Annotated in this window: 15 protein-coding genes, 1 tRNA gene and 1 pseudogene; 3 read left to right on the forward strand and 14 right to left on the reverse strand. The window is 48.4% G+C overall.

The window, feature by feature from the left end; all coding sequences use genetic code 11:
- Positions 1-186: 186 nt before the first annotated feature.
- The 8 genes from BEA93_RS00700 to BEA93_RS00735 form a co-directional block, all read right to left on the reverse strand.
- A complete protein-coding gene (locus BEA93_RS00700; protein ID WP_016249192.1) occupies positions 187-1,425 on the reverse strand; it encodes a capsule biosynthesis protein in 1,239 nt (412 codons plus the stop codon).
- Between the two features lie 34 nt (positions 1,426-1,459).
- Positions 1,460-3,487 carry a capsular polysaccharide biosynthesis protein gene (locus BEA93_RS00705; RefSeq protein WP_105224371.1) on the reverse strand — a complete coding sequence of 676 codons (2,028 nt, stop codon included), beginning with the start codon at positions 3,485-3,487 and terminating at the stop codon, positions 1,460-1,462.
- Positions 3,484-4,224, reverse strand: coding sequence for a 3-deoxy-manno-octulosonate cytidylyltransferase (gene kdsB, locus BEA93_RS00710; protein WP_105224370.1), 741 nt, complete (start codon positions 4,222-4,224; stop codon positions 3,484-3,486). Before kdsB ends, BEA93_RS00705 begins: the two co-directional genes overlap by 4 nt.
- A 9-nt stretch (positions 4,225-4,233) precedes the next feature.
- On the reverse strand, positions 4,234-5,910 hold the full coding sequence (locus BEA93_RS00715; RefSeq protein ID WP_001325876.1) for a polysaccharide biosynthesis/export family protein: 1,677 nt from the start codon (positions 5,908-5,910) through the stop codon (positions 4,234-4,236).
- Positions 5,911-5,933: 23 nt separating this feature from the next.
- On the reverse strand, positions 5,934-7,082 hold the full coding sequence (locus BEA93_RS00720) for a capsule polysaccharide transporter (protein ID WP_000905744.1): 1,149 nt from the start codon (positions 7,080-7,082) through the stop codon (positions 5,934-5,936).
- 62 nt (positions 7,083-7,144) lie between these two features.
- Positions 7,145-8,128: a KpsF/GutQ family sugar-phosphate isomerase gene (locus tag BEA93_RS00725; protein ID WP_001325875.1), complete on the reverse strand. Its 984-nt coding sequence runs from the start codon at positions 8,126-8,128 to the stop codon at positions 7,145-7,147.
- Positions 8,129-8,954: 826 nt separating this feature from the next.
- On the reverse strand, positions 8,955-9,290 hold the full coding sequence (locus BEA93_RS00730; RefSeq protein WP_000789899.1) for a lysozyme inhibitor LprI family protein: 336 nt from the start codon (positions 9,288-9,290) through the stop codon (positions 8,955-8,957).
- Positions 9,287-9,760, reverse strand: a complete 474-nt coding sequence (locus tag BEA93_RS00735) for a hypothetical protein (RefSeq protein WP_000143249.1) — start codon at positions 9,758-9,760, stop codon at positions 9,287-9,289. Before BEA93_RS00735 ends, BEA93_RS00730 begins: the two co-directional genes overlap by 4 nt.
- 591 nt (positions 9,761-10,351) lie before the next feature.
- Between BEA93_RS00735 and tssB the strand changes: the two are divergent.
- A pseudogene (tssB, locus tag BEA93_RS00740) lies at positions 10,352-10,848 on the forward strand (type VI secretion system contractile sheath small subunit).
- A 285-nt stretch (positions 10,849-11,133) separates the two neighbouring features.
- Here tssB and BEA93_RS00745 read toward each other — a convergent pair.
- Positions 11,134-11,209: transfer RNA gene (locus BEA93_RS00745), tRNA-Phe, on the reverse strand.
- Between the two features lie 105 nt (positions 11,210-11,314).
- On the reverse strand, positions 11,315-12,022 hold the full coding sequence (locus BEA93_RS00750) for a DUF554 domain-containing protein (RefSeq protein WP_000234506.1): 708 nt from the start codon (positions 12,020-12,022) through the stop codon (positions 11,315-11,317).
- Between the two features lie 152 nt (positions 12,023-12,174).
- Here BEA93_RS00750 and BEA93_RS25500 point away from each other — a divergent pair, with 152 nt between their 5' ends.
- Both BEA93_RS25500 and speC read left to right on the forward strand, forming a co-directional pair.
- Positions 12,175-12,258 carry a hypothetical protein gene (locus BEA93_RS25500; RefSeq protein ID WP_212976457.1) on the forward strand — a complete coding sequence of 28 codons (84 nt, stop codon included), beginning with the start codon at positions 12,175-12,177 and terminating at the stop codon, positions 12,256-12,258.
- 162 nt (positions 12,259-12,420) lie between these two features.
- Positions 12,421-14,556 (forward strand): ornithine decarboxylase, encoded by a 2,136-nt coding sequence (gene speC, locus BEA93_RS00755; RefSeq protein WP_105224369.1) that lies wholly within the window; start codon positions 12,421-12,423, stop codon positions 14,554-14,556.
- A gap of 48 nt (positions 14,557-14,604) precedes the next feature.
- Here the strand turns inward: speC and nupG are convergent, their stop codons facing one another.
- The 4 genes from nupG to mutY all read right to left on the reverse strand — a co-directional run bounded on the left by nupG (position 14,605) and on the right by mutY (position 18,561).
- Positions 14,605-15,861 (reverse strand): nucleoside permease NupG, encoded by a 1,257-nt coding sequence (gene nupG, locus BEA93_RS00760; RefSeq protein WP_001517062.1) that lies wholly within the window; start codon positions 15,859-15,861, stop codon positions 14,605-14,607.
- A 199-nt stretch (positions 15,862-16,060) separates the two neighbouring features.
- Entirely contained in the window at positions 16,061-17,140 is a 1,080-nt protein-coding gene (mltC, locus tag BEA93_RS00765) for a membrane-bound lytic murein transglycosylase MltC (RefSeq protein ID WP_001517061.1), read from the reverse strand.
- 66 nt (positions 17,141-17,206) lie between these two features.
- Positions 17,207-17,482: an oxidative damage protection protein gene (locus BEA93_RS00770; RefSeq protein ID WP_000091700.1), complete on the reverse strand. Its 276-nt coding sequence runs from the start codon at positions 17,480-17,482 to the stop codon at positions 17,207-17,209.
- A gap of 26 nt (positions 17,483-17,508) precedes the next feature.
- Positions 17,509-18,561 (reverse strand): A/G-specific adenine glycosylase, encoded by a 1,053-nt coding sequence (gene mutY / locus BEA93_RS00775; RefSeq protein WP_001517060.1) that lies wholly within the window; start codon positions 18,559-18,561, stop codon positions 17,509-17,511.
- Positions 18,562-18,590: the final 29 nt, after the last annotated feature.

Here is an 18,590-nt window from a genome sequence, read left to right on the forward strand (position 1 = left end):
TTATTTTACGGCTTATCATATAGTGTTATTAACTATTTTTTGAATAGTTGATATATTAAATAAATAACATAAGTTATATTTCCATAATTATTGTATTTTAATATGATGTTGATTTCATTAACCATACATATGATACAAAAAATATGTGATATCACACTCTGCTAAATATAAATGGTAACTATCTTATTACTGTAATGACTTGTTATTGAATGGAACTCTATTTACTAAATATGTGCCTTTTTCATAACTCAGTCGTCTATAATAAACTGCATTAATCTGCGTCTTCATTAATAAATACTCACGAAACTTCTTAAACAGTTTCATATCCGGTTTAAAGTTAGCCTGCCAGAACTGGTGCAAATGCCCTTGATACGTCAATCCTTTGATGTCGTACAGGGCATTGCCCATCACTTTGAGCGGTTTGTTATGAATCAGCGCAGAGATCCCTGCCGTACTGTTTATTGTTACCACCGCTTTTGCATGGCGTAATAATTCCGGCATCGGGAGATCGTGCACATAAATGACGCGCTCACCTAAGCCATATTCCGTACTCAACCGCTTAATTAATGGTCGATAGAGTCTGTGACCACGATCCATCGGATGATGTTTGATCACCAAATAACTTTCTTTCGGCGCTTTACGTGAAAATGAGTACATGACTTCATTAATATAGTCACGCACATCGTTATAATTGCTGTGGTTACGAATCTGGCTATCGTTGTACACCTGCAAAACGGCAAGATAATAACGCTGATCCAGCTCATTCATTAACCTCGGCAATACCTTACGCTGTGTTACTTTGTAAAGTTGCTTGCGCCAGTACGCACGAACCCAGCAACGTGCTTCATACCAGGGGGAAAACGATTTGTGGTGGCGGTAGCGAGGGAACTCATGACGGTAATGCCAGCCCATCAGGTAATACCACATCGCATGGCCAATGCGTTTCATCGTTGAAGGTTTTAAGTTCTCAATGTGCGGCGCAGCCATATCTGGTAACTTACGATAAAAATCCGGATCGCGCGGTAGCGATGAATATGCGTTTACTCCGCCTTCTTCAACGGTAATAAACTGCGGGCGTAAATATCCTTCTTCAAATGCCAGAAAGCGGATCTCTTTCGTATTCGCCCAGCGTTTTGCTTCTTTGTGTAATGGGCGGCAGTCGCCAAAGCAGAGGATGGTGTCAAAGTCATATTGTCGGTGGAGATCTCGCAACCAACCGGGAAACTCTTTCGGCGTTTGGTAATAAGCCAGGTATTGTCGATTACGGCAGTAAAAAAGATCCCCGCCGTTGAATACAACATTCACAGCGTTACGGCCTAATGACTCTAACCACTCGGCGATGTCATTGAAAAAAGGTCCCATCGGTCCCTGCAATAGCAGGTACTTTTTACCGGATAACAAAATGCTTAGTGCATTATCTTGCATAAATAATCTGTGCAATAGTCAATAATGAAATTGGTTAATCCAGTCTGACTCTGCAGAACATGATTAACTTACGGTAAATATTAATAACTCTGTCAATATTATTTTTTCTAATTACCATCGGCTTGCGCGGCGTCTGGATTAAATATTCCGCAGCTTCTTCAACTGTAATAGGTTGTAGCCGTGTTGGGTGGATATAGGTTGGATAAACAATCAACGCTTGATAGATCAAGTCTGCTATCGTTAATCTGCGCTCGCGGCGCGGGCAGTGATGTTCATCAACGGTTAAACCCCAACCGGCATAGAAGGGCAGGCCGTAACAATGTACGTGCTTACCATGTAATAACGCTTCAAATCCCGACAGCGACGTCATGGTGTGCACTTCATCTGCGCGCTGAATGCATTGAATAATATCTGCGTCAAGTGCCTGATAATCAGCTAGTTCAGCAGCCAGTTCTGCCGGAATATCGCCCTTGCGATTCCCCACCAGTACATCCGGGTGCGGTTTATAAATAATGTAGGCGTGCGGATTACGCTCGCGTACTGTGCGTAATAGCTCAAGGTTGCTCTTAATCGAGACAGTGCCTGTTTTAATAGAGGCATCGTCCTCTACCTGACCCGGCACCAGGATAACTTTTTTACCTTTAGCTTCGTCTGGTAGAGAGAAATCGGCTCCCAGGTTGTACTTGCTCAGTTTGCTTTCAACCAGTCGCTGGCGTAATTTTTCAGCTCGCATCTGCTGCGCCAGCGTTAGCTGGCTATGATTCAGCAGCACTTCCAGGTCGCTGGGGCGCGTGGTGTCATAGTAGATCCCGCGTTTATCCAGCACCAGCGATAGCGGTGGCAGCAGGTCAGAGCCAAGTCCGGATGAACGCAGAAAACCATCTTCCATTCGCCATAACGGCAGTGATTTTCGCTGCGCTTCGGCTCGCCATTGCTGTTCCCCCTTTACACCCCATACCACGCAGGCGCTCGCCGCAGTACAACGACGTGAAAAACTCAGCCGGTTTGTCGCTGTTCGCAAGAAAGGTTTCAGGATCGCTGACTTCCACAGCGTTAAGCCTGGCGCCCATAAATAGCCATTACGCTGTTGCAGATGTCGGCGTTGTAATTGCAGCCATTGCAGCACGGTAAACAGATCGCTTACTGCTCCCGTTTGCGGATCGATATAGCGACAGTAACGCAGGTATGCAGCGGCAAAAAGTTCTTCCAGTGTGGCTGAACCGCGTCGGGCAGATAACAACGCCGACTGCGAATGACGATCGTCCGTTAAGCCCCAGCCTGCATACCAGGGCTGGCCGAAGCATGTCACCGGTTTTCCTGCCAGCAAGGCTTCAAAGCCGTACTGGGAGGTCACGACGTAAACTCGGGAAACGTGTCGCAACAGCGACTGCGGGCTGACATTCTCGGCAATTAAACGTACTCGTTGCGTGGCGCGCAGATCGGCGAAATAACCTGTTTTCTTTCCTTCCAGTACATCTGGGTGCACCTTCACCCAAATTGTCGCTTGAGGATTTTCCGCAATCGCGGCCTCCAGCATGGCGGCAAACTCATTCTGACCCGCATTACCATACGTCACTGACATATCATTAAATGTCTGATCGACAACCAGAACGATGTCTGAATGTTCTGACTCATCAGCCACAAACGCAGGCGCCAGATTATATTTCGACAAATCATCGGTCACGATGGTGTGCATCGCTTCTCTGGCCTGATCTGCCAATGCCGCATTTCCGGCTTTATCCTGTACCAGTTTCTCCAGCGCCGAAGGCTTGCTGGCATCGTAGTAAATGCCGCAATCATCTACCACCAAAGAAAGCGGCGGTGCGCCATTGACGCCAAGATCCAGCGAACGCACAAATCCATCTTCCAGACGGATGACCGGCTTTCCCGCTGCTTTAGCGATGGCGACTGGTTTCGCCGCGCTGGGGCGATGTCCCCACACGGCGATAGCATCAACTTCTTGTGGAACAGGGCGCAGCAGAGAAAGTTTCTGGCACGGTTGCGCCAGAAATTTCTCCAGATGTGGAATACGCCAGATGCCAGACGAGAAAATGCCAATCATGCGTTTTCAGCCAGTTCCTGTGCCATCAGGGTGCGCACTTTTTCAAGACATGCAGGGGTGTCGACGCCCGGACCTGTTGCGGCAACTTCAAACGTGCGAATGTTGATCCCTGCGTTCATCAACCGTAGCTGCTCCAGTGATTCCGCCTGCTCCAGCATGGACTCCGGCAACTGGCTGTAGTTTTGCAGCACATCGCGACGATAAGCGTAAATACCGACGTGTTTCAGGTAACGCGCTTTTTCAGCATTACGCGGATACGGGATCGGTGAGCGGCTGAAATAAAGCGCATCCTGGCGGGTATTCACAACCACTTTTACTGTGCTTGGCTCCGTCGCTTCTTCGGCAGAAATCGCGTGGCATAGTGTTGCCACCGGCAACGCGGGATCGTCACGCATTCCTTGTAACAGTGTTTCTACATCCCGCGGACGAATCATTGGTTCATCGCCCTGCAAGTTAATGTAGATATCTGCTTCCACCGTATGCATCACCTCGACCAGCCGATCGGTGCCGGATTCATGATCGGTACGCGTCATGATGGCTTTCCCGCCGAACGCCTGCACGGCCTGTTCAACGCGCGGGTCGTCTGTTGCCACCCAAACTTCTGCAACGCCCGCCACCTGTAACGCACGCTCGTAAACATGCTGGATCATCGGTTTGCCGACAATATCGAGTAGCGGCTTACCCGGCAGGCGCGATGAACCATAACGAGCCGGAATGACAATAACTGCTTTGCTCATTTCAACTCCTTACAAAGACAGAATCACTTTTGCACCCACCGCCAACTGGTAAAGGATGGTGGAAATACCGCGAGTAACTTCAATGTTTTTCGATTCATATTTCGGCAGAACCATAATCTCATCGCCCGGCTTGAGTGAATCCACATCTTCCGCGTTGACGGCAGCGCCGTTCTGACGAATGACGATAATTCTGGCGTTACCCGATTTCTGCGTCAGGCCACCACATTTCTCGATGTAATCCTCGGTGGTCATCCCCTTCTGCCAGCTCACCGCGTTCGGGAACAGCACCTCGCCATGAACCATAACCAGCGACGTTTTCTCTGGAATATTGATGACGTCGCCATCTTCAAGCAGAACAGAATCAATATTGGACTCGTTGAGGATCACTTCGCCTTTCGGGACCACAGTACGTGCTTTTGCCACAAAGCGGCTGATCAGTTGCGCTTCCTGCATACGCAGGCTGGCTTCTTCTTTGGTGGAGGACTGGGCAGAAAGTGACGCTTCCTCCAGTTTTTGCAGCGAGAGATTCAGCATCTCTTTCTGACGCTGAGCTACTGATGGGCGATAAAGCTGAACCGCGTTCATCTGCGACATGCTGTTCGGACGGATTTTTTCCAGAACCGCACGCATGGTGGAACCATAAGGCAGCACCATGGCATGTTCGCCGGAATGCGCGCCTTCAACTCGTACCTGAATGGTGCCGGCATAGCGGTCAGTGCTCACGATTAAGGTATCGCCGTTCTGCAACATACGGCCTGGCGCAGAACTGATCGGATAGTATTCGCTACGTTTTTGCAGCCCCTGTTTACGCATAATCGTAATGTGAGTTGCGCCAGGCTTAGGGCGTGCCCAGCTCAACGCTTCTGTTACAGGAATGCTGCTTTCGCGGAACTCAAAGTCGTAGCTGTTAAAGACATCGCCCTGAACGCTGAACGTATGTTGACGAGGCCCAACGATGATGGTGTCACCATCGGCGAACTGCGAAAGCCCCAGTTTTCCGTTTAGCAGGAAGTCATACAGGTTGACGTTGGAGCGCACGCGGTTGCCGCGCTTGACCACAATATCAACGTAGCTCCCGCGTTCCGGATCTACGCCGCCAGCCTTGATCAGATAATTCAGTAAAGAGTCGGACGTCACGCCGCCGTACAGACCAGGATTACGTACAAAGCCGGTAACGTACACTTTTACTGGCTGCGCCTGTAATAAGGAGGCGTAGACGTTGACGTTGGACTGGTACACTTCCTTTACTTTTGATGTAACCAGGGCGTTCAACTGGCTATTGCTAACCCCAGCAACTTTCACCGGACCAACGTTCGGCAGGAAAATATTGCCTTTGGGATCAATCTGTAACGCACCATCAAAGGTGAACGCACCCCATAAACGAACCTGAACGCTATCGCCCGGATTAAGGATATAGTCAGGATTGAATCCTACCGTTGCACCGCTATCCGCGCTGGTGCCGTTGAAAAGTTGAGCACCAAACATACGACTCATCACCACCGGCTGTGCTGGCGGTGGGGTGTTGTCGAAGCCGCTCATGTTTTGTGTATCCGACTGCTGCCCACTCAGAATACCGGGCAGTGGTGCTGCCCCCGTAAGGTTTGAGTCAGCGTTAATATCAATGGCCGCGCTGGCCTGCGCCGCGTGACAGGCGGCAATCAGTAAAATTGATTTAAATAATTTCATCACAAACTCATTCAGCGACAGCGTTAATCTCGGTGATCTTCAATAACAGCCAGCAACAGTTTCAGGGTGCCGAACAGCAGGCAGCACACCAGTAACCAACAGGCGATCAAATAAGGGATGTTTGGAAAAGACGATTCCTGCGGCAACTGTGGCGAACTGATCACAGACAGCACCTTGAGCTTACGAGCCGCTTCTACACGGGTCTTTTCAATGGAGGTCAGGGTCAGTTTGTACAGCTCGGTGTTGAACTCTACTTTTGATTTGATTTCTTCAAAATCCACCGCCATACGGTTTAGCTTGTCACCCTGTGGCGCTGTGATTTTGCTTTTTTCTTCATCGATTTGTGCCTGCAATGACTGAATCGCGTTACGCGCGCTCACCACTTGGGGGGCGTCTTCACGCAGATATGTCAGCAAGTTACGCAGATCTGCTTCCATCTGGATCTTCTGAGCCATCAGCGTATTTACTAACGTGCTCGCCGCCTGAGCCTGGGCTTGTGGATCCAGGACGTTATTGCTGTCCTGATAAGAGAGCAGTTCCGCTTTGCTGGCATCCAGACGCTGGCGCGCTTTTTCCATCTCGCTTTCTGCAAAGGCAAGTTGATCACGCGCAATGCGATGCGACATCTCATTGATAAAGCGTTCTGACTCTTTCAACACGGTCTGGTTAAATTTAAGCGCAAACTCCGGGCTAAAGCCCTGTGTCTGAATATTCAGCAATCCGGTTTTATCGTCATACGAAACGTTGATACGGTCCTTGTAGTACTTCAGGAAGCCTTCTGCGGTTTCATCCTTGCTAAGATGATTAAGAAAATCGAGCCCGCTGTGGCTAAATGCTTCACGAAAATTCAGTTGCTTATCCAGCGCCGCCAGCATATCCGGCGAGTTGATATACTCTTTCAGATACAACGCATCTTCCGCGGAACTGGGGTTAGAGGCACCCAGAAGCAGACCAAAATTCAGGCTGCCGCTATTTAAATCATCCGAGCGTTTAATGGCTACTTTCGACTCGCTCATATAACGAGGCTGGCTGAAGATAGCCAGATAGATCAGTAGCACAGCCATCGGTGCCAGAATGATGATTTTCGCCAGGTGTTTTTGGATATCTGTCAGTGAGATGGCAGACAGACGAGCACGCATCCAGGATACGGCAGACTTCAATTTTATCAACATGTAACGATTATCAGAGTTTCAGTGGAGGCGAGGGGGCTGGCCTCTCGCCTCCCGTTGCTTCATTAGTCGAAAATTCGTACAAGACCAGTGACTTTGTTCGCCTTGTTGGTCACCAATAACGTTGAGACTCGATGCTTTTGCATCTTTTCTTCCGCTTCGATGATCATGGTTTCTTCCGGTAGAGTCAGTGGTTCACGCGTCATCATCTGCGCAGCCGTGGCGGATGTCAGAGAATCCTCTTTTTCCATAAAGCGACGCAGGTCACCGTCGGTGATAATACCCGCCAGCTCGCCTTCTGCGTCTTCTACCATCACCATACCCTGGCAACCGCTGGTGATACGTTGAATCACGGTTTTAAACGACGCATCCAGGTGCACCGCAGGAACATCATGCTGCATAACATCAGCAACACGGGTCAGCAGGCGACGACCTAATGAACCGCCCGGGTGATAACGCGCGAAGTCATTCGGCATAAATTTACGCTGGTGGATCATGGCAATAGCCAGCGCGTCTCCGATCGCCATGGTCAGCGTGGTGGACGTTGTTGGTGCAAGGTTATTCGGGCAGGTTTCATTCTCCATGTGAAGTTCCAGCACGGCATCAGCATTTTTCGCCAGCGTGGAATTTCCATTATTGGTAATGGCGATAATTCGGTTGCCGAAATTCTTCAGTGAAGGGACTAGCTTCAGAATTTCATCAGTTTCACCGCTGGCGGAAATAAGGATCAGGAGATCATAAGGCGTAATCATACCGAGATCGCCATGGAAAGCCTCTGCCGGATGAATAAAGAAACTCGGCGTACCAGTAGAGGCCAGTGTCGCTGACATTTTACGACCAACATGCCCTGATTTACCCATTCCCGAAAGAATAACGTGTCCTTTACAGTTCATTATCAAATTAAGGACTCGTTGGTACTGTACGGGATCCAGTTGCTTAGACAAGTTTTGTAATGCTGCGCCTTGTTCTGCCAGAGTCTGGCGAACAGAGGTAATTAAATATGGATCGATAGTACTGCTCTGGTCATCAGGTAAATGTCTTTCAGACATATCAGCTCCTTTGCACGGAAATAGTGCCACAGTCACAACAAACCCGAACCCATAATAAATTATTGATATTAAATCAATGGGTTATAACAAATTATTTAATAAATATAAAAATATGGTTAGTCCATGCTCTTATCCAGGACTTATCACCCTCTTATTAAGTCGCAATGTCTCATGGAAGTGCGAAGATACTGCAATATTACAGGCGAGAAGGGGGAACCAAATTTTGCCCACCTATTTAACACAGCCCTACATTATGAACAAGGAGTTTAGGATTTTTATCAATGATTAAAATGTTTCGCGCTTAACTATTAGATCAAAAAACAATTCAGAGGTTGATTGTTTCATTGTAAAAAAAAGGGACGCATGACACTGTTATTTATAAATAAAACACCTCGGTAATGGTGGTGATATTCCGCATTCAACTATTTAAGCTATGTATAGTTAACCAATTGACAATTTCCATATAAAGCAGAAGGGAGTGATAAAGTTTTATTAGTGACTATTAAATATCAAGATTGTTTTCTGGTTGATTATTTCTGCAGGTGGCAGTGGAATTAAAACAGACCAGATTGCATTTATTGGTACATATATTTTCAAGGAAACTATTACCAAATAAAAAATAATTATTGGGATTATCACGTGATGAATCGGTGGCACATATGCCAGAGAGCACTTCCGTCCGGCCATCCTTCATTTTTGTAGCGTACATTTTGCTCAGTGAAAGGGCTGATGGAGAGACAAACATCAGGCCCTTTTGCGCCATACTCGCGGGTAAGGAGGTGCCTCGCAGAAAGGCACCTCCGGCAACCAACAGTCCACTTCAGATTCAGAGTGGTTTATTAATCGCGTCATAAAGATGGTTTAAAGTTTTTAATCGCTGTTTGTATGCTTTTCTCAGGCAGGTTGTATCGCTACCACACCGGCGTCGTTCAGCCAGCCACAGTACCTGTGAGTCATGCAGTTCCCCGGCGGCTCCCATCGCGTAAAGTCCATGAAGGAATTGATATTTAACACTCAACTCCACGTCCAAATCATTCAGGCTATGTGATGAACAAATTGCTTTTTCATCCGCACTGTGGGACTGCCGACAATCAAAACTGGCCGCCGTGGCAGAGAACGCCGGGAGAGTGATGATGAGAAATGCGGTAAGAATATTTTTCACTGGCTTAGCCTCCCGGGACGAATAACGGGTCCCGGAGCCATGGTCAGGGTTTTGTTGTTCAACAATCTGAACCCTATAGCCTCTCCGGTTTTCACTGACAGTTCACATGCGTAGTGAAAAGTCGTCCAGTTAATCCCCCGACGGTACTGACCATTGCCCGTCAGGAGCGCAGGTGAGACCAGGCGCTGCATATTATGTTTTCCCTGATCGAGAATAACCTTATCTACGTCGGTGTACTGCTTCTGTAGTTCTTTCAGTGCCAGCGGTCGGCAAATAAATTCGGCTACGCGTTGAGCTTCAGTCCAGTTTGTATAGGCAAAATTACGGTCATTCTTCCCTTTTACCTCACGATGAATGACGTTATTCAGATGTTCTACCTGGGCAGGATTCAACGAGACATTCGTTGCAAATGCAAATCCGGTATACATACAGGATATAGCGGTAATAACAACCAAACGCTTAAAAGTCATAAATACTCCGTTATGCATAAGATCCTACATTTACTGTGCTATTACAATGTATGAATATAAGTTCAAGGAATAGTCAATATGCTGCGCTGCGTCAATATTTTATGGTTAATCAGGCTATTCGGGTGTAGGCCTGAATATGCTGTAATGCAAATTTGCGCTTACCTAAAATAAAATCTCTTCCGCCAATGGTGAGGCCTGTAGAAACTGGGATGGTCTGAGTGTTGGATAAGGATGGCGGTGAATGCTTATGAATCAGTAAGGCAAAGTAAGCGGGGCTATCAGAATAACTTTGCCAGTAGTATGAAGCCAGGTAAGTCAACGTTTCGCACGATGTACCGCCTGTCTGTTAACAGGTTGTGCGGGTAATGAAAAAATAAAAGCACATAATAAAAATACAATTAGGAATATTTATAAAGACGTTTTTAATTGCTTGATATCGCTGTGCTTATTTTTATTGTCTGGCAACATTCCCATTGTTTTTATTCTCAATGTATTGATCTGTATTGTTTTTTTGATTTCGCCATTGCCTTAGTATCCGGTTAAATAAGTATTATGATTAATTTGACTTTAACTGAATTACGTGAGGGGATTATGAGTGACAGTTTCCAGCGGGAGATACCAAAGGCCCGTATTAATCTGAAATTAGAACTGCATACAGGGGGGCGAGTAAAAAAACAGAATTACCCCTGAAGTTACTGGTTGCGGGTGATTTTAGTAATGGTCAGGAATCCGCGCCATTATCTGAGCGTAAAAAAGTTAATCTTAACAAAAATAATTTTGATGCAGTCCTTTCAGACTATTCCCCAAAAGTAAATCTTATCGTTAATAACACACTTGCTGATGACGGTAGCGAAGACAGCATCAGGTTGACATTTCAGAGCATAAAGGATTTCTCCCCGGAACAGGTATCCCGACAAATACCTCAGCTAAAAGCCATGCTTTCCATGCGTAATTTACTTCGTGATTTAAAAGCGAACCTTCTGGATAACCAGACGTTCCGTAAAGAACTGGAAAACATTTTGCTGGACCCGGCATTAAGTGCAGAACTCAAAGCAGAACTTTCAGCTTTGGCACCTAAACAGCCGTAACGGTCACGACGATTTAATGGATTAATAAGGAAAATGTTGACGTCTGTAAAAAATGAGAATGCCGCTGGTGGCGAGCCGATTGCCGCACAATCAGGGGGAACGTCAGGGAGTGATAATTAACAGAATATCACTGTGAGCGCCTGCATGTATTGGTGTGTATAAAGCAACAAACATCGTCGAAAATGGCGAGAAATACAGCACGCAAATTACGTGTAGCAACGGCCAGAAATTTACCGTAGCCAGAAAAAGAAAAAGCCCCGCTTTTCAGCGAGGCCTTATGAATAGTGGTGCCCGGACTCGGAATCGAACCAAGGACACGGGGATTTTCAATCCCCTGCTCTACCGACTGAGCTATCCGGGCAACGGGGCGCATTAAACCTGATTCGCCTCGTCTCGTCAATTAAATTTCTTCAATTTATAGCAGACTGCACAATCTATCATCACTTTGCCGTTACTACACGCATCATCAGACAAACCAGGCGCTCCAGGCGGCGGAAAGAGGCATTGCCAGAAGTAGTGCTGGAAGCATGTTGACCACCGGAAATAGTTTAATGCCGCAGATGCGTAAGCCGGTTGCTAGCAGCAGCAAACCACCTACGGCGCTGAAGTCTGCCATCATCGATGGTGTTGTCAGCGGTAATATCAGCGCAGCAGCCCAGGCCAGCGTTAACTGGATGATCAGCAATGGAATACTAATCACCGATACCGCAATGCCAAGTGAACAGGCGAAGATCATCGCGGTAAAGAAATCCAGAAATGACTTGGCGATTAAAATGCTCGGATCGCCGGTCATCCCTTCATTCATCGCGCCGAAGATCCCGGTGCCACTGGCACAAAACAGGACAATAATCGCGACAAAATTCTGAATAAAAGATTCATGCGCTGGCTTTTTACGCGAGTGACGAAACAAATTTTGCGCTTTAGCGACTGCGGTATTAACACCTTTTTCCAACAAACAAATTTCACCAATTAATGCACCGAGTAGCGTCGCTAAAACCATCGCCGGAAGGTTGGCGCATTTCACCACCAGTAAAATACCAATTCCCAACGATGCCAGACCAAAAATGGATGTCATAGAGACACGGATCCGTTCCGGTAAGCGTTGACTAAGCAGTGCGCCGAGGACGCCACCCAGTAATACTGCACTAGCGTTGATAAAAGGGCCGATGACCACAAGAGTTCCTGTTAATTGTGTTGTTTGATGTTTTTATTATGAACTTTTTGTCCCGCCGATTGCTTGTCTGACCGCAAAGTCCTGGCTTGCACGCTCTGGTGAAAGGTGCCATGATTGCGCGAATTTTCTCCTTGCTGTACGGAGTTTGCCCGATGCACGCCACCTCCTTACATTCTCTTGTTTATCGCCGTTTTGCGCGAAACGCTTCCCTTTCCATATTACTGCTCATGCGGTGAAGTTAACGCACGCTCACTGTAGGACAACAGTAAAATCAGAGCCATTCTGCTTTTACTGATGTCTGGCGGTCGGAGCTGGTGACCAGTTTGACCCACATCTCATGCGGCAGGTTTTTACACCTTGCCCGGTATTTTTACCTCCCCGAAACGGGTTTTACATTTATGAAATCAATGAGTATTGCCGCCAGTAGTGAACTGGTTTCCCGAATTTCTACCCATCGTCGCGTGGTGGCGCTGGAAGATACTGATTTTACGGACGTCGCGGCAGTCGTCATTACCGCTGCGGATAGCCGCAGTGGCATTCTTGCGTTACTTAAACGCACTGGTTTTCATCTACCGGTGTTTTTGTATTCCGAACAGATTGTTGAATTGCCTGAGGGCGTCGCGGCGGTAATCAATGGCAACGAGCAGCAGTGGCTGGAGCTGGAATCTGCAGCCTGCCAGTACGAAGAGAACGTGTTGCCGCCGTTTTATGACACGCTGACGCAATATGTTGAGATGGGCAACAGCACTTTTGCTTGCCCGGGTCATCAACATGGCGCGTTCTTTAAAAAGCATCCTGCGGGGCGTCATTTTTACAATTTCTTCGGTGAGAACGTTTTTCGTGCCGATATGTGCAACGCCGATGTGAAACTGGGCGATCTGCTTATTCATGAAGGCTCAGCGAAGGATGCGCAGAAGTTTGCGGCCAAAGTGTTTCATGCTGATAAAACCTATTTTGTGCTTAACGGCACTTCGGCAGCAAACAAAGTGGTTACCAATGCGCTGTTAACGCGTGGCGATCTGGTACTGTTCGATCGTAACAATCATAAGTCGAATCATCACGGTGCATTGATTCAGGCTGGGGCGACGCCGGTGTATCTGGAAGCCGCGCGTAACCCGTTCGGTTTTATCGGCGGTATTGATGCGCATTGTTTTAATGAAGACTATTTGCGCCAGCAAATTCGTGAAGTGGCACCAGAAAAAGCCGAACTACCGCGCCCGTTTCGCCTGGCAATTATTCAGTTAGGAACTTATGACGGTACTATCTATAACGCTCGCCAGGTGATCGAGACCATTGGGCATTTGTGCGATTACATTCTGTTTGATTCCGCGTGGGTCGGTTACGAGCAGTTTATTCCGATGATGGCAGATAGCTCGCCGTTACTGTTAGAACTTAACGAAAACGATCCGGGGATCTTTGTTACCCAGTCGGTGCACAAACAGCAGGCGGGATTCTCGCAGACTTCGCAGATCCACAAAAAAGATAACCATATTCGCGGGCAGGCGCGCTTTTGCCCGCATAAGCGGTTGAATAATGCCTTTATGCTCCACGCCTCCACCAGTCCGTTCTATCCGCTGTTTGCTGCGCTGGACGTTAACGCCAAAATCCATGAAGGGGAGAGCGGTCGTCGACTGTGGGCGGAGTGTGTTGAGTTGGGCATTGAAGCGCGCAAGGCGATTCTTGCACGCTGTAAGCTGTTTCGCCCGTTTATCCCGCCCGTTGTTGGTGGCAAATTGTGGCAGGATTATCCGACGTCAGTATTGGCCAGCGACCGTCGCTTCTTCAGTTTTGAACCGGGGGCGAATTGGCACGGCTTTGAGGGATATGCCGCAGATCAGTATTTTGTTGATCCGTGCAAGCTGCTACTGACCACGCCCGGTATCGATGCCGAAACCGGTGAATATAGCGACTTTGGTATTCCTGCGACGATTCTGGCGCACTATCTGCGTGAGAATGGCATTGTGCCGGAAAAGTGCGATCTCAACTCTATTCTGTTCTTATTAACCCCGGCGGAGAGCCACGAGAAGCTGGCACAACTGGTCGCAATGTTGGCACAGTTTGAACAGCATATTGAGGATGACTCGCCACTGGCTGAGGTGTTGCCGAGCGTTTATAACAAATATCCGGTGCGCTATCGCGACTATACCCTGCGCCAGTTGTGTCAGGAGATGCACGATCTGTATGTCAGTTTCGACGTCAAAGACCTGCAAAAAGCGATGTTCCGCCAACAGAGTTTCCCGCCTGTAGTGATGAATCCCCAGGATGCGCATAGCGCCTATATTCGTGGTGAAGTGGAGTTAGTGCGTATTCGTGATGCCGAAGGGCGGATTGCGGCGGAAGGCGCGCTGCCGTATCCACCTGGCGTGCTTTGCGTGGTGCCGGGGGAGATATGGGGAGGCGCGGTACAGCGTTATTTTCTCGCACTGGAAGAAGGCGTGAATTTGTTGCCGGGGTTTTCGCCGGAGCTACAAGGTGTCTATAGCGAAACCGATGCCGACGGCATGAAACGTTTATACGGTTATGTGTTGAAGTGAGAACAAAAAAACGGGCTACCAGATGGTAGCCCGTTTTTCTTGGCGTAATTAGTGGTTAACCGTCTGTGTGCCCGCTGGGACACGAACGTGTTTGTATTTGAACATCGCCATGAACGCGAAGGCCAGAACCACGGAGTAACCTGCGAAAATCAGCCATACGGTCTGCCAGTCGGTAATGCCGTTTTGGGTATACATCTCAACCACTTTACCGCTCACAATACCGCCGAGGATACAGCCGAAGCCGTTGGTCATCATCAGGAACATCCCCTGCGCACTGGCGCGAATTGCCGGGCTAACTTCTTTTTCCACAAACACCGAACCAGAGATGTTGAAGAAGTCGAATGCGCAGCCGTAGACAATCATTGACAGCACCAGCAGTACAGTACCGAACGGAGTCGGGTCGCCGTAGGCAAACAGCGCAAAACGCAGTATCCACGCCACAATACTGATCATCATTACGTTCTTAATACCGTAGCGGCTTAAGAAGAACGGGATAGTCAGAATGAACAGCGTTTCAGAGATTTGCGAAATCGACATGATGATTGACGCATGTTGCACGATAAAGCTGCTGGCGAACATCGGATCTTTGTCGAAGCTGTGCAGGAAGGTATTACCGAACATGTTGGTAATCTGCAGTTCCGCGCCCAGCAGCATCGAGAAGATGAAGAAAATCGCCATACGCTTGTTTTTAAACAGCGCGAATGCATCAAGCCCCAGCAAAGTCGTCCAGCTCTGATTCGCTTGCTGTTTAGCAACCGGAATATACGGCAGCGTAAAGGTAAACAGCACCAGAACGGCGGAAAGGGCTGCGCCAATATACAGTTGCATGTGGCTTAGTTCGAAGCCTGACAGGCTCACCACCCACATCGCCATAATAAAACCGATGGTGCCCCAGATACGGATTGGCGGGAAATCAGTAACGATATCCAGCCCCGCGTTTTGCAGGCGATAGTAAGAGATGGTGTTGATTAACCCAAGTGTTGGCATATAGGCAAACGAGTTAATCAGGATAACGAGGAACATCGCCTCCGGCGTGGTAACTTGCGCCGCCATGAAGAGAGTAATTGCGCCGATGGTGTGACAAATGGCATATACCCATTTCGCACTTAACCATTTGTCGGCCACAATCCCCAGCAAAGCAGGCATAAAGACCGCGGCGATACCCAGTGAACTATAAACTGCGCCAATAGAAGCACCGTCGAACTTCAGGGTAACGAACATATATGAGCCGAGGGTCGTTAGCCAACTTCCCCACAGGCAGAACTGCAGAAAAGAGAGGATTTTCAGCTGCAGCTTAAGATTCATGTTAATTTCCTCACATCGTGATGCGGATGAGTGTTTTAAAAAGCACATTTGACCGTGCAAGATGATGCGATTCTATCAACTTCGCTGACTGTTTTTTTGTTATCCGTAGCAAATAATTGCAAATAATCTCAATTTGCAAGGCGAAATTGTGAAGCGTGTAACACTTTGCCTCGAAGTAATGTTAGAGGCAAAGGTGAAATTATCGACGGCGGTAAGATTTCTGCGCCATGTTCACTTTATAGAGATAGCGGCGAGATTCCGCAGAAGGATGGCGGGTCGTCAAAGTCTGATAAACATCACCTGGCGTCATGGTGTTAATAATATTAGCTGCCTGAATTTTATCATTCGAGAAAACACGTAACACGCTGCCAGCGCCGCCGTTATAGGCGGTGATGACGGCATAACGCCGCGACGTTGGGTTATCAATGCCGCCGAGATAAACATTATTCAGCATCGCCAGATATGCGGTGCCGGTATCAATGTTGCTGGCAGGATCGAACAAGAAACTGCGGCCAGGTATGCCGGATTTCCCCTGTGAGCGGAACACGTCTTTCCCGGCGGTGTGCTGTACTACCTGCATTAATCCCAGCGCATCGGAACGGCTGACCGCATACGGGTTAAATGAGGATTCGGTTTGCATAATCGCCAGAATTAATGACTCATCGACACCATATTTTCGTGACGCCTGGCGAACCATACCGAGATATTTATGCGCACGTTTATCAAGGTGGTTCGGCACCATATTAATGGTTACGCTGTAGATAATACGCAGCCCGTTGCTGCGGCTTTTGAGGCGGTTTTTCAGCAGATAATCCGCGAAATTGCTCGCGCGACCTTCCCAACGAATTGGCTGCCCGGTGTTGTCTACTACCTGACCATAAAGGAAAGGTTCTTTTGATATCGTAATATCATCAACATCGGAATAGAGATCGACCGACCCCGGATCGTCACCCATCAGTAACGTTTTGATAATTGCCCGGCGCAGGTGTGCGACAGGTTCCGTCCCGGCGATGGTTTCGATAGTGATCGTACCATCATCAAAGTTGATGTGGCTGCGGGTTTGATATTGATCGGTGTATTTCACGTAGTCCTTAGGACCGGCGATCACCACCTCTTTGAATCCCCAGATGTTTTCAATATTGTGGGCAAATTGCCCCATCAGAATATCAAAACCGTTGGTATCTTTGACCCAGGCTTCATTATAGGTATCGCCTTTTTTGGTCGTCGAACAGGAGATGAGCAACGGCGCAATCAAAGCCAGCGCGAGATATTTTTTCATCATTCCGGGTGCGTGTTGTGTTTGTTTTTATGCAAGTTGCCGGAGGCGTGCTCCGGCAATGTCTTTTTATTTTTTATCTTCCGGCGTATAGCCTTCGATATGTACCTCTTTACCTTCGAACAGGAAATTGACCATCTCCTGCTCCAGCAGCTTGCGGTGCTCAGCATTCATCATGTTAAGTTTCTTTTCGTTGATCAACATGGTTTGCTTGTGCTGCCACTGCGCCCAGGCTTCTTTGGAAATCTCGTTGTAGATGCGTTTTCCCAGTTCGCCGGGGTATAGCTGAAAATCCTGACCTTCTGCTTCACGCTGCAGGAAAGTACAAAAAATCGTTCTGCTCATAAATTATCCTCTTATCGACTCACGCGCTAAACCGGCGCGCCAGTGCGTAACTGCTGTAACAAACGCTCCACGGGAGCCGCCAGGCCAACTGACGGCGGTTGCGCTAAGTTATACCAGAGCGCATTGCCTTCATCCATGCAACCGGTGAATGACGACACGGGAAGCCACATAGGCACAATATCTAAATGGAAATGGCTGAAGGTATGACGAAACGCGGTGAGTTGCGTCAGGTGACCGGCGTTGATCTGCCGTTGCGCCAGCCATTGCCGCATACTTTCTTCATCAGCAAACTGCGGGAAGCAGTATAAACCGCCCCACAATCCACTTGGCGGACGCTGCGCCAGAAATACTTCATTTTCGTGCTGTAACAGCAGAAAGTAGCCGGTGCGCTCCGGCAGCGTCTGTTTCGGTTTTTTGCCTGGATAAAGTGACCAGCTATCATTGGCCGCGGCAATGCAGCCGTTTTGTAGCGGGCAGAGCGAACACTTTGGCTTCGAGCGCGTGCAGATCATCGCGCCTAAATCCATCATCGCCTGATTAAACCGCTCCACACCGACGGCGGGCGTCACCTGTTCGCTCAAACTCCACAGTTTATTCTCGACCTCTTTTTTCCCTGGCCAGCCGCTTACAGCATAGCAGCGCGCCAGCACGCGTTTGACGTTACCGTCGAGAATCGGAAAGTGCTTACCCAGAGAAAGTGAGAGGATCGCGCCCGCGGTGGAACGCCCGACGCCCGGTAGTGCGGCGATTTCCTCAAAGGTTTCCGGGAATTTTCCGCCGTGTAAGGTGGCAACTTGCTGTGCCGCTTTATGTAGATTGCGCGCGCGGGCGTAATAGCCAAGCCCGGTCCACAAGTGGAGAACTTCATCCAGCGGCGCATTGGCGAGATCGGTCACCGTCGGGAAGCGCGCCATAAAGCGTTCAAAATAGGGGATAACAGTCGCAACCTGAGTTTGTTGCAACATCACTTCTGAGAGCCATACTTTGTAGGGCGTCTTGTCAATTTGCCAGGGCAGGGTTTTCCGCCCGTATTTATCGTACCAGTCCAGAACCTGGGCTGAAAATTGCGACGCTTGCATGGTCACCAAATTCACAGTTGTTGGGGGCA

Origin of the sequence: Escherichia sp. MOD1-EC5950, assembly GCF_002965345.1 — a bacterium.
GTDB lineage: Bacteria > Pseudomonadota > Gammaproteobacteria > Enterobacterales > Enterobacteriaceae > Escherichia > Escherichia marmotae.

Excerpts from the sequence above, each read along its gene's own strand:
- BEA93_RS00700 (WP_016249192.1), bottom strand. The coding sequence starts at position 1,425 with ATGCAAGATAATGCACTAAGCATTTTGTTATCCGGTAAAAAGTACCTG.
- BEA93_RS00705 (WP_105224371.1), bottom strand. The coding sequence starts at position 3,487 with ATGATTGGCATTTTCTCGTCTGGCATCTGGCGTATTCCACATCTGGAG.
- kdsB (WP_105224370.1), bottom strand. The coding sequence starts at position 4,224 with ATGAGCAAAGCAGTTATTGTCATTCCGGCTCGTTATGGTTCATCGCGC.
- BEA93_RS00715 (WP_001325876.1), bottom strand. The coding sequence starts at position 5,910 with ATGAAATTATTTAAATCAATTTTACTGATTGCCGCCTGTCACGCGGCG.
- BEA93_RS00720 (WP_000905744.1), bottom strand. The coding sequence starts at position 7,082 with ATGTTGATAAAATTGAAGTCTGCCGTATCCTGGATGCGTGCTCGTCTG.
- BEA93_RS00725 (WP_001325875.1), bottom strand. The coding sequence starts at position 8,128 with ATGTCTGAAAGACATTTACCTGATGACCAGAGCAGTACTATCGATCCA.
- BEA93_RS00735 (WP_000143249.1), bottom strand. The coding sequence starts at position 9,760 with ATGACTTTTAAGCGTTTGGTTGTTATTACCGCTATATCCTGTATGTAT.
- BEA93_RS25500 (WP_212976457.1), top strand. The coding sequence starts at position 12,175 with ATGCACGCCACCTCCTTACATTCTCTTGTTTATCGCCGTTTTGCGCGA.
- speC (WP_105224369.1), top strand. The coding sequence starts at position 12,421 with ATGAAATCAATGAGTATTGCCGCCAGTAGTGAACTGGTTTCCCGAATT.
- nupG (WP_001517062.1), bottom strand. The coding sequence starts at position 15,861 with ATGAATCTTAAGCTGCAGCTGAAAATCCTCTCTTTTCTGCAGTTCTGC.
- mltC (WP_001517061.1), bottom strand. The coding sequence starts at position 17,140 with ATGAAAAAATATCTCGCGCTGGCTTTGATTGCGCCGTTGCTCATCTCC.
- BEA93_RS00770 (WP_000091700.1), bottom strand. The coding sequence starts at position 17,482 with ATGAGCAGAACGATTTTTTGTACTTTCCTGCAGCGTGAAGCAGAAGGT.
- mutY (WP_001517060.1), bottom strand. The coding sequence starts at position 18,561 with ATGCAAGCGTCGCAATTTTCAGCCCAGGTTCTGGACTGGTACGATAAA.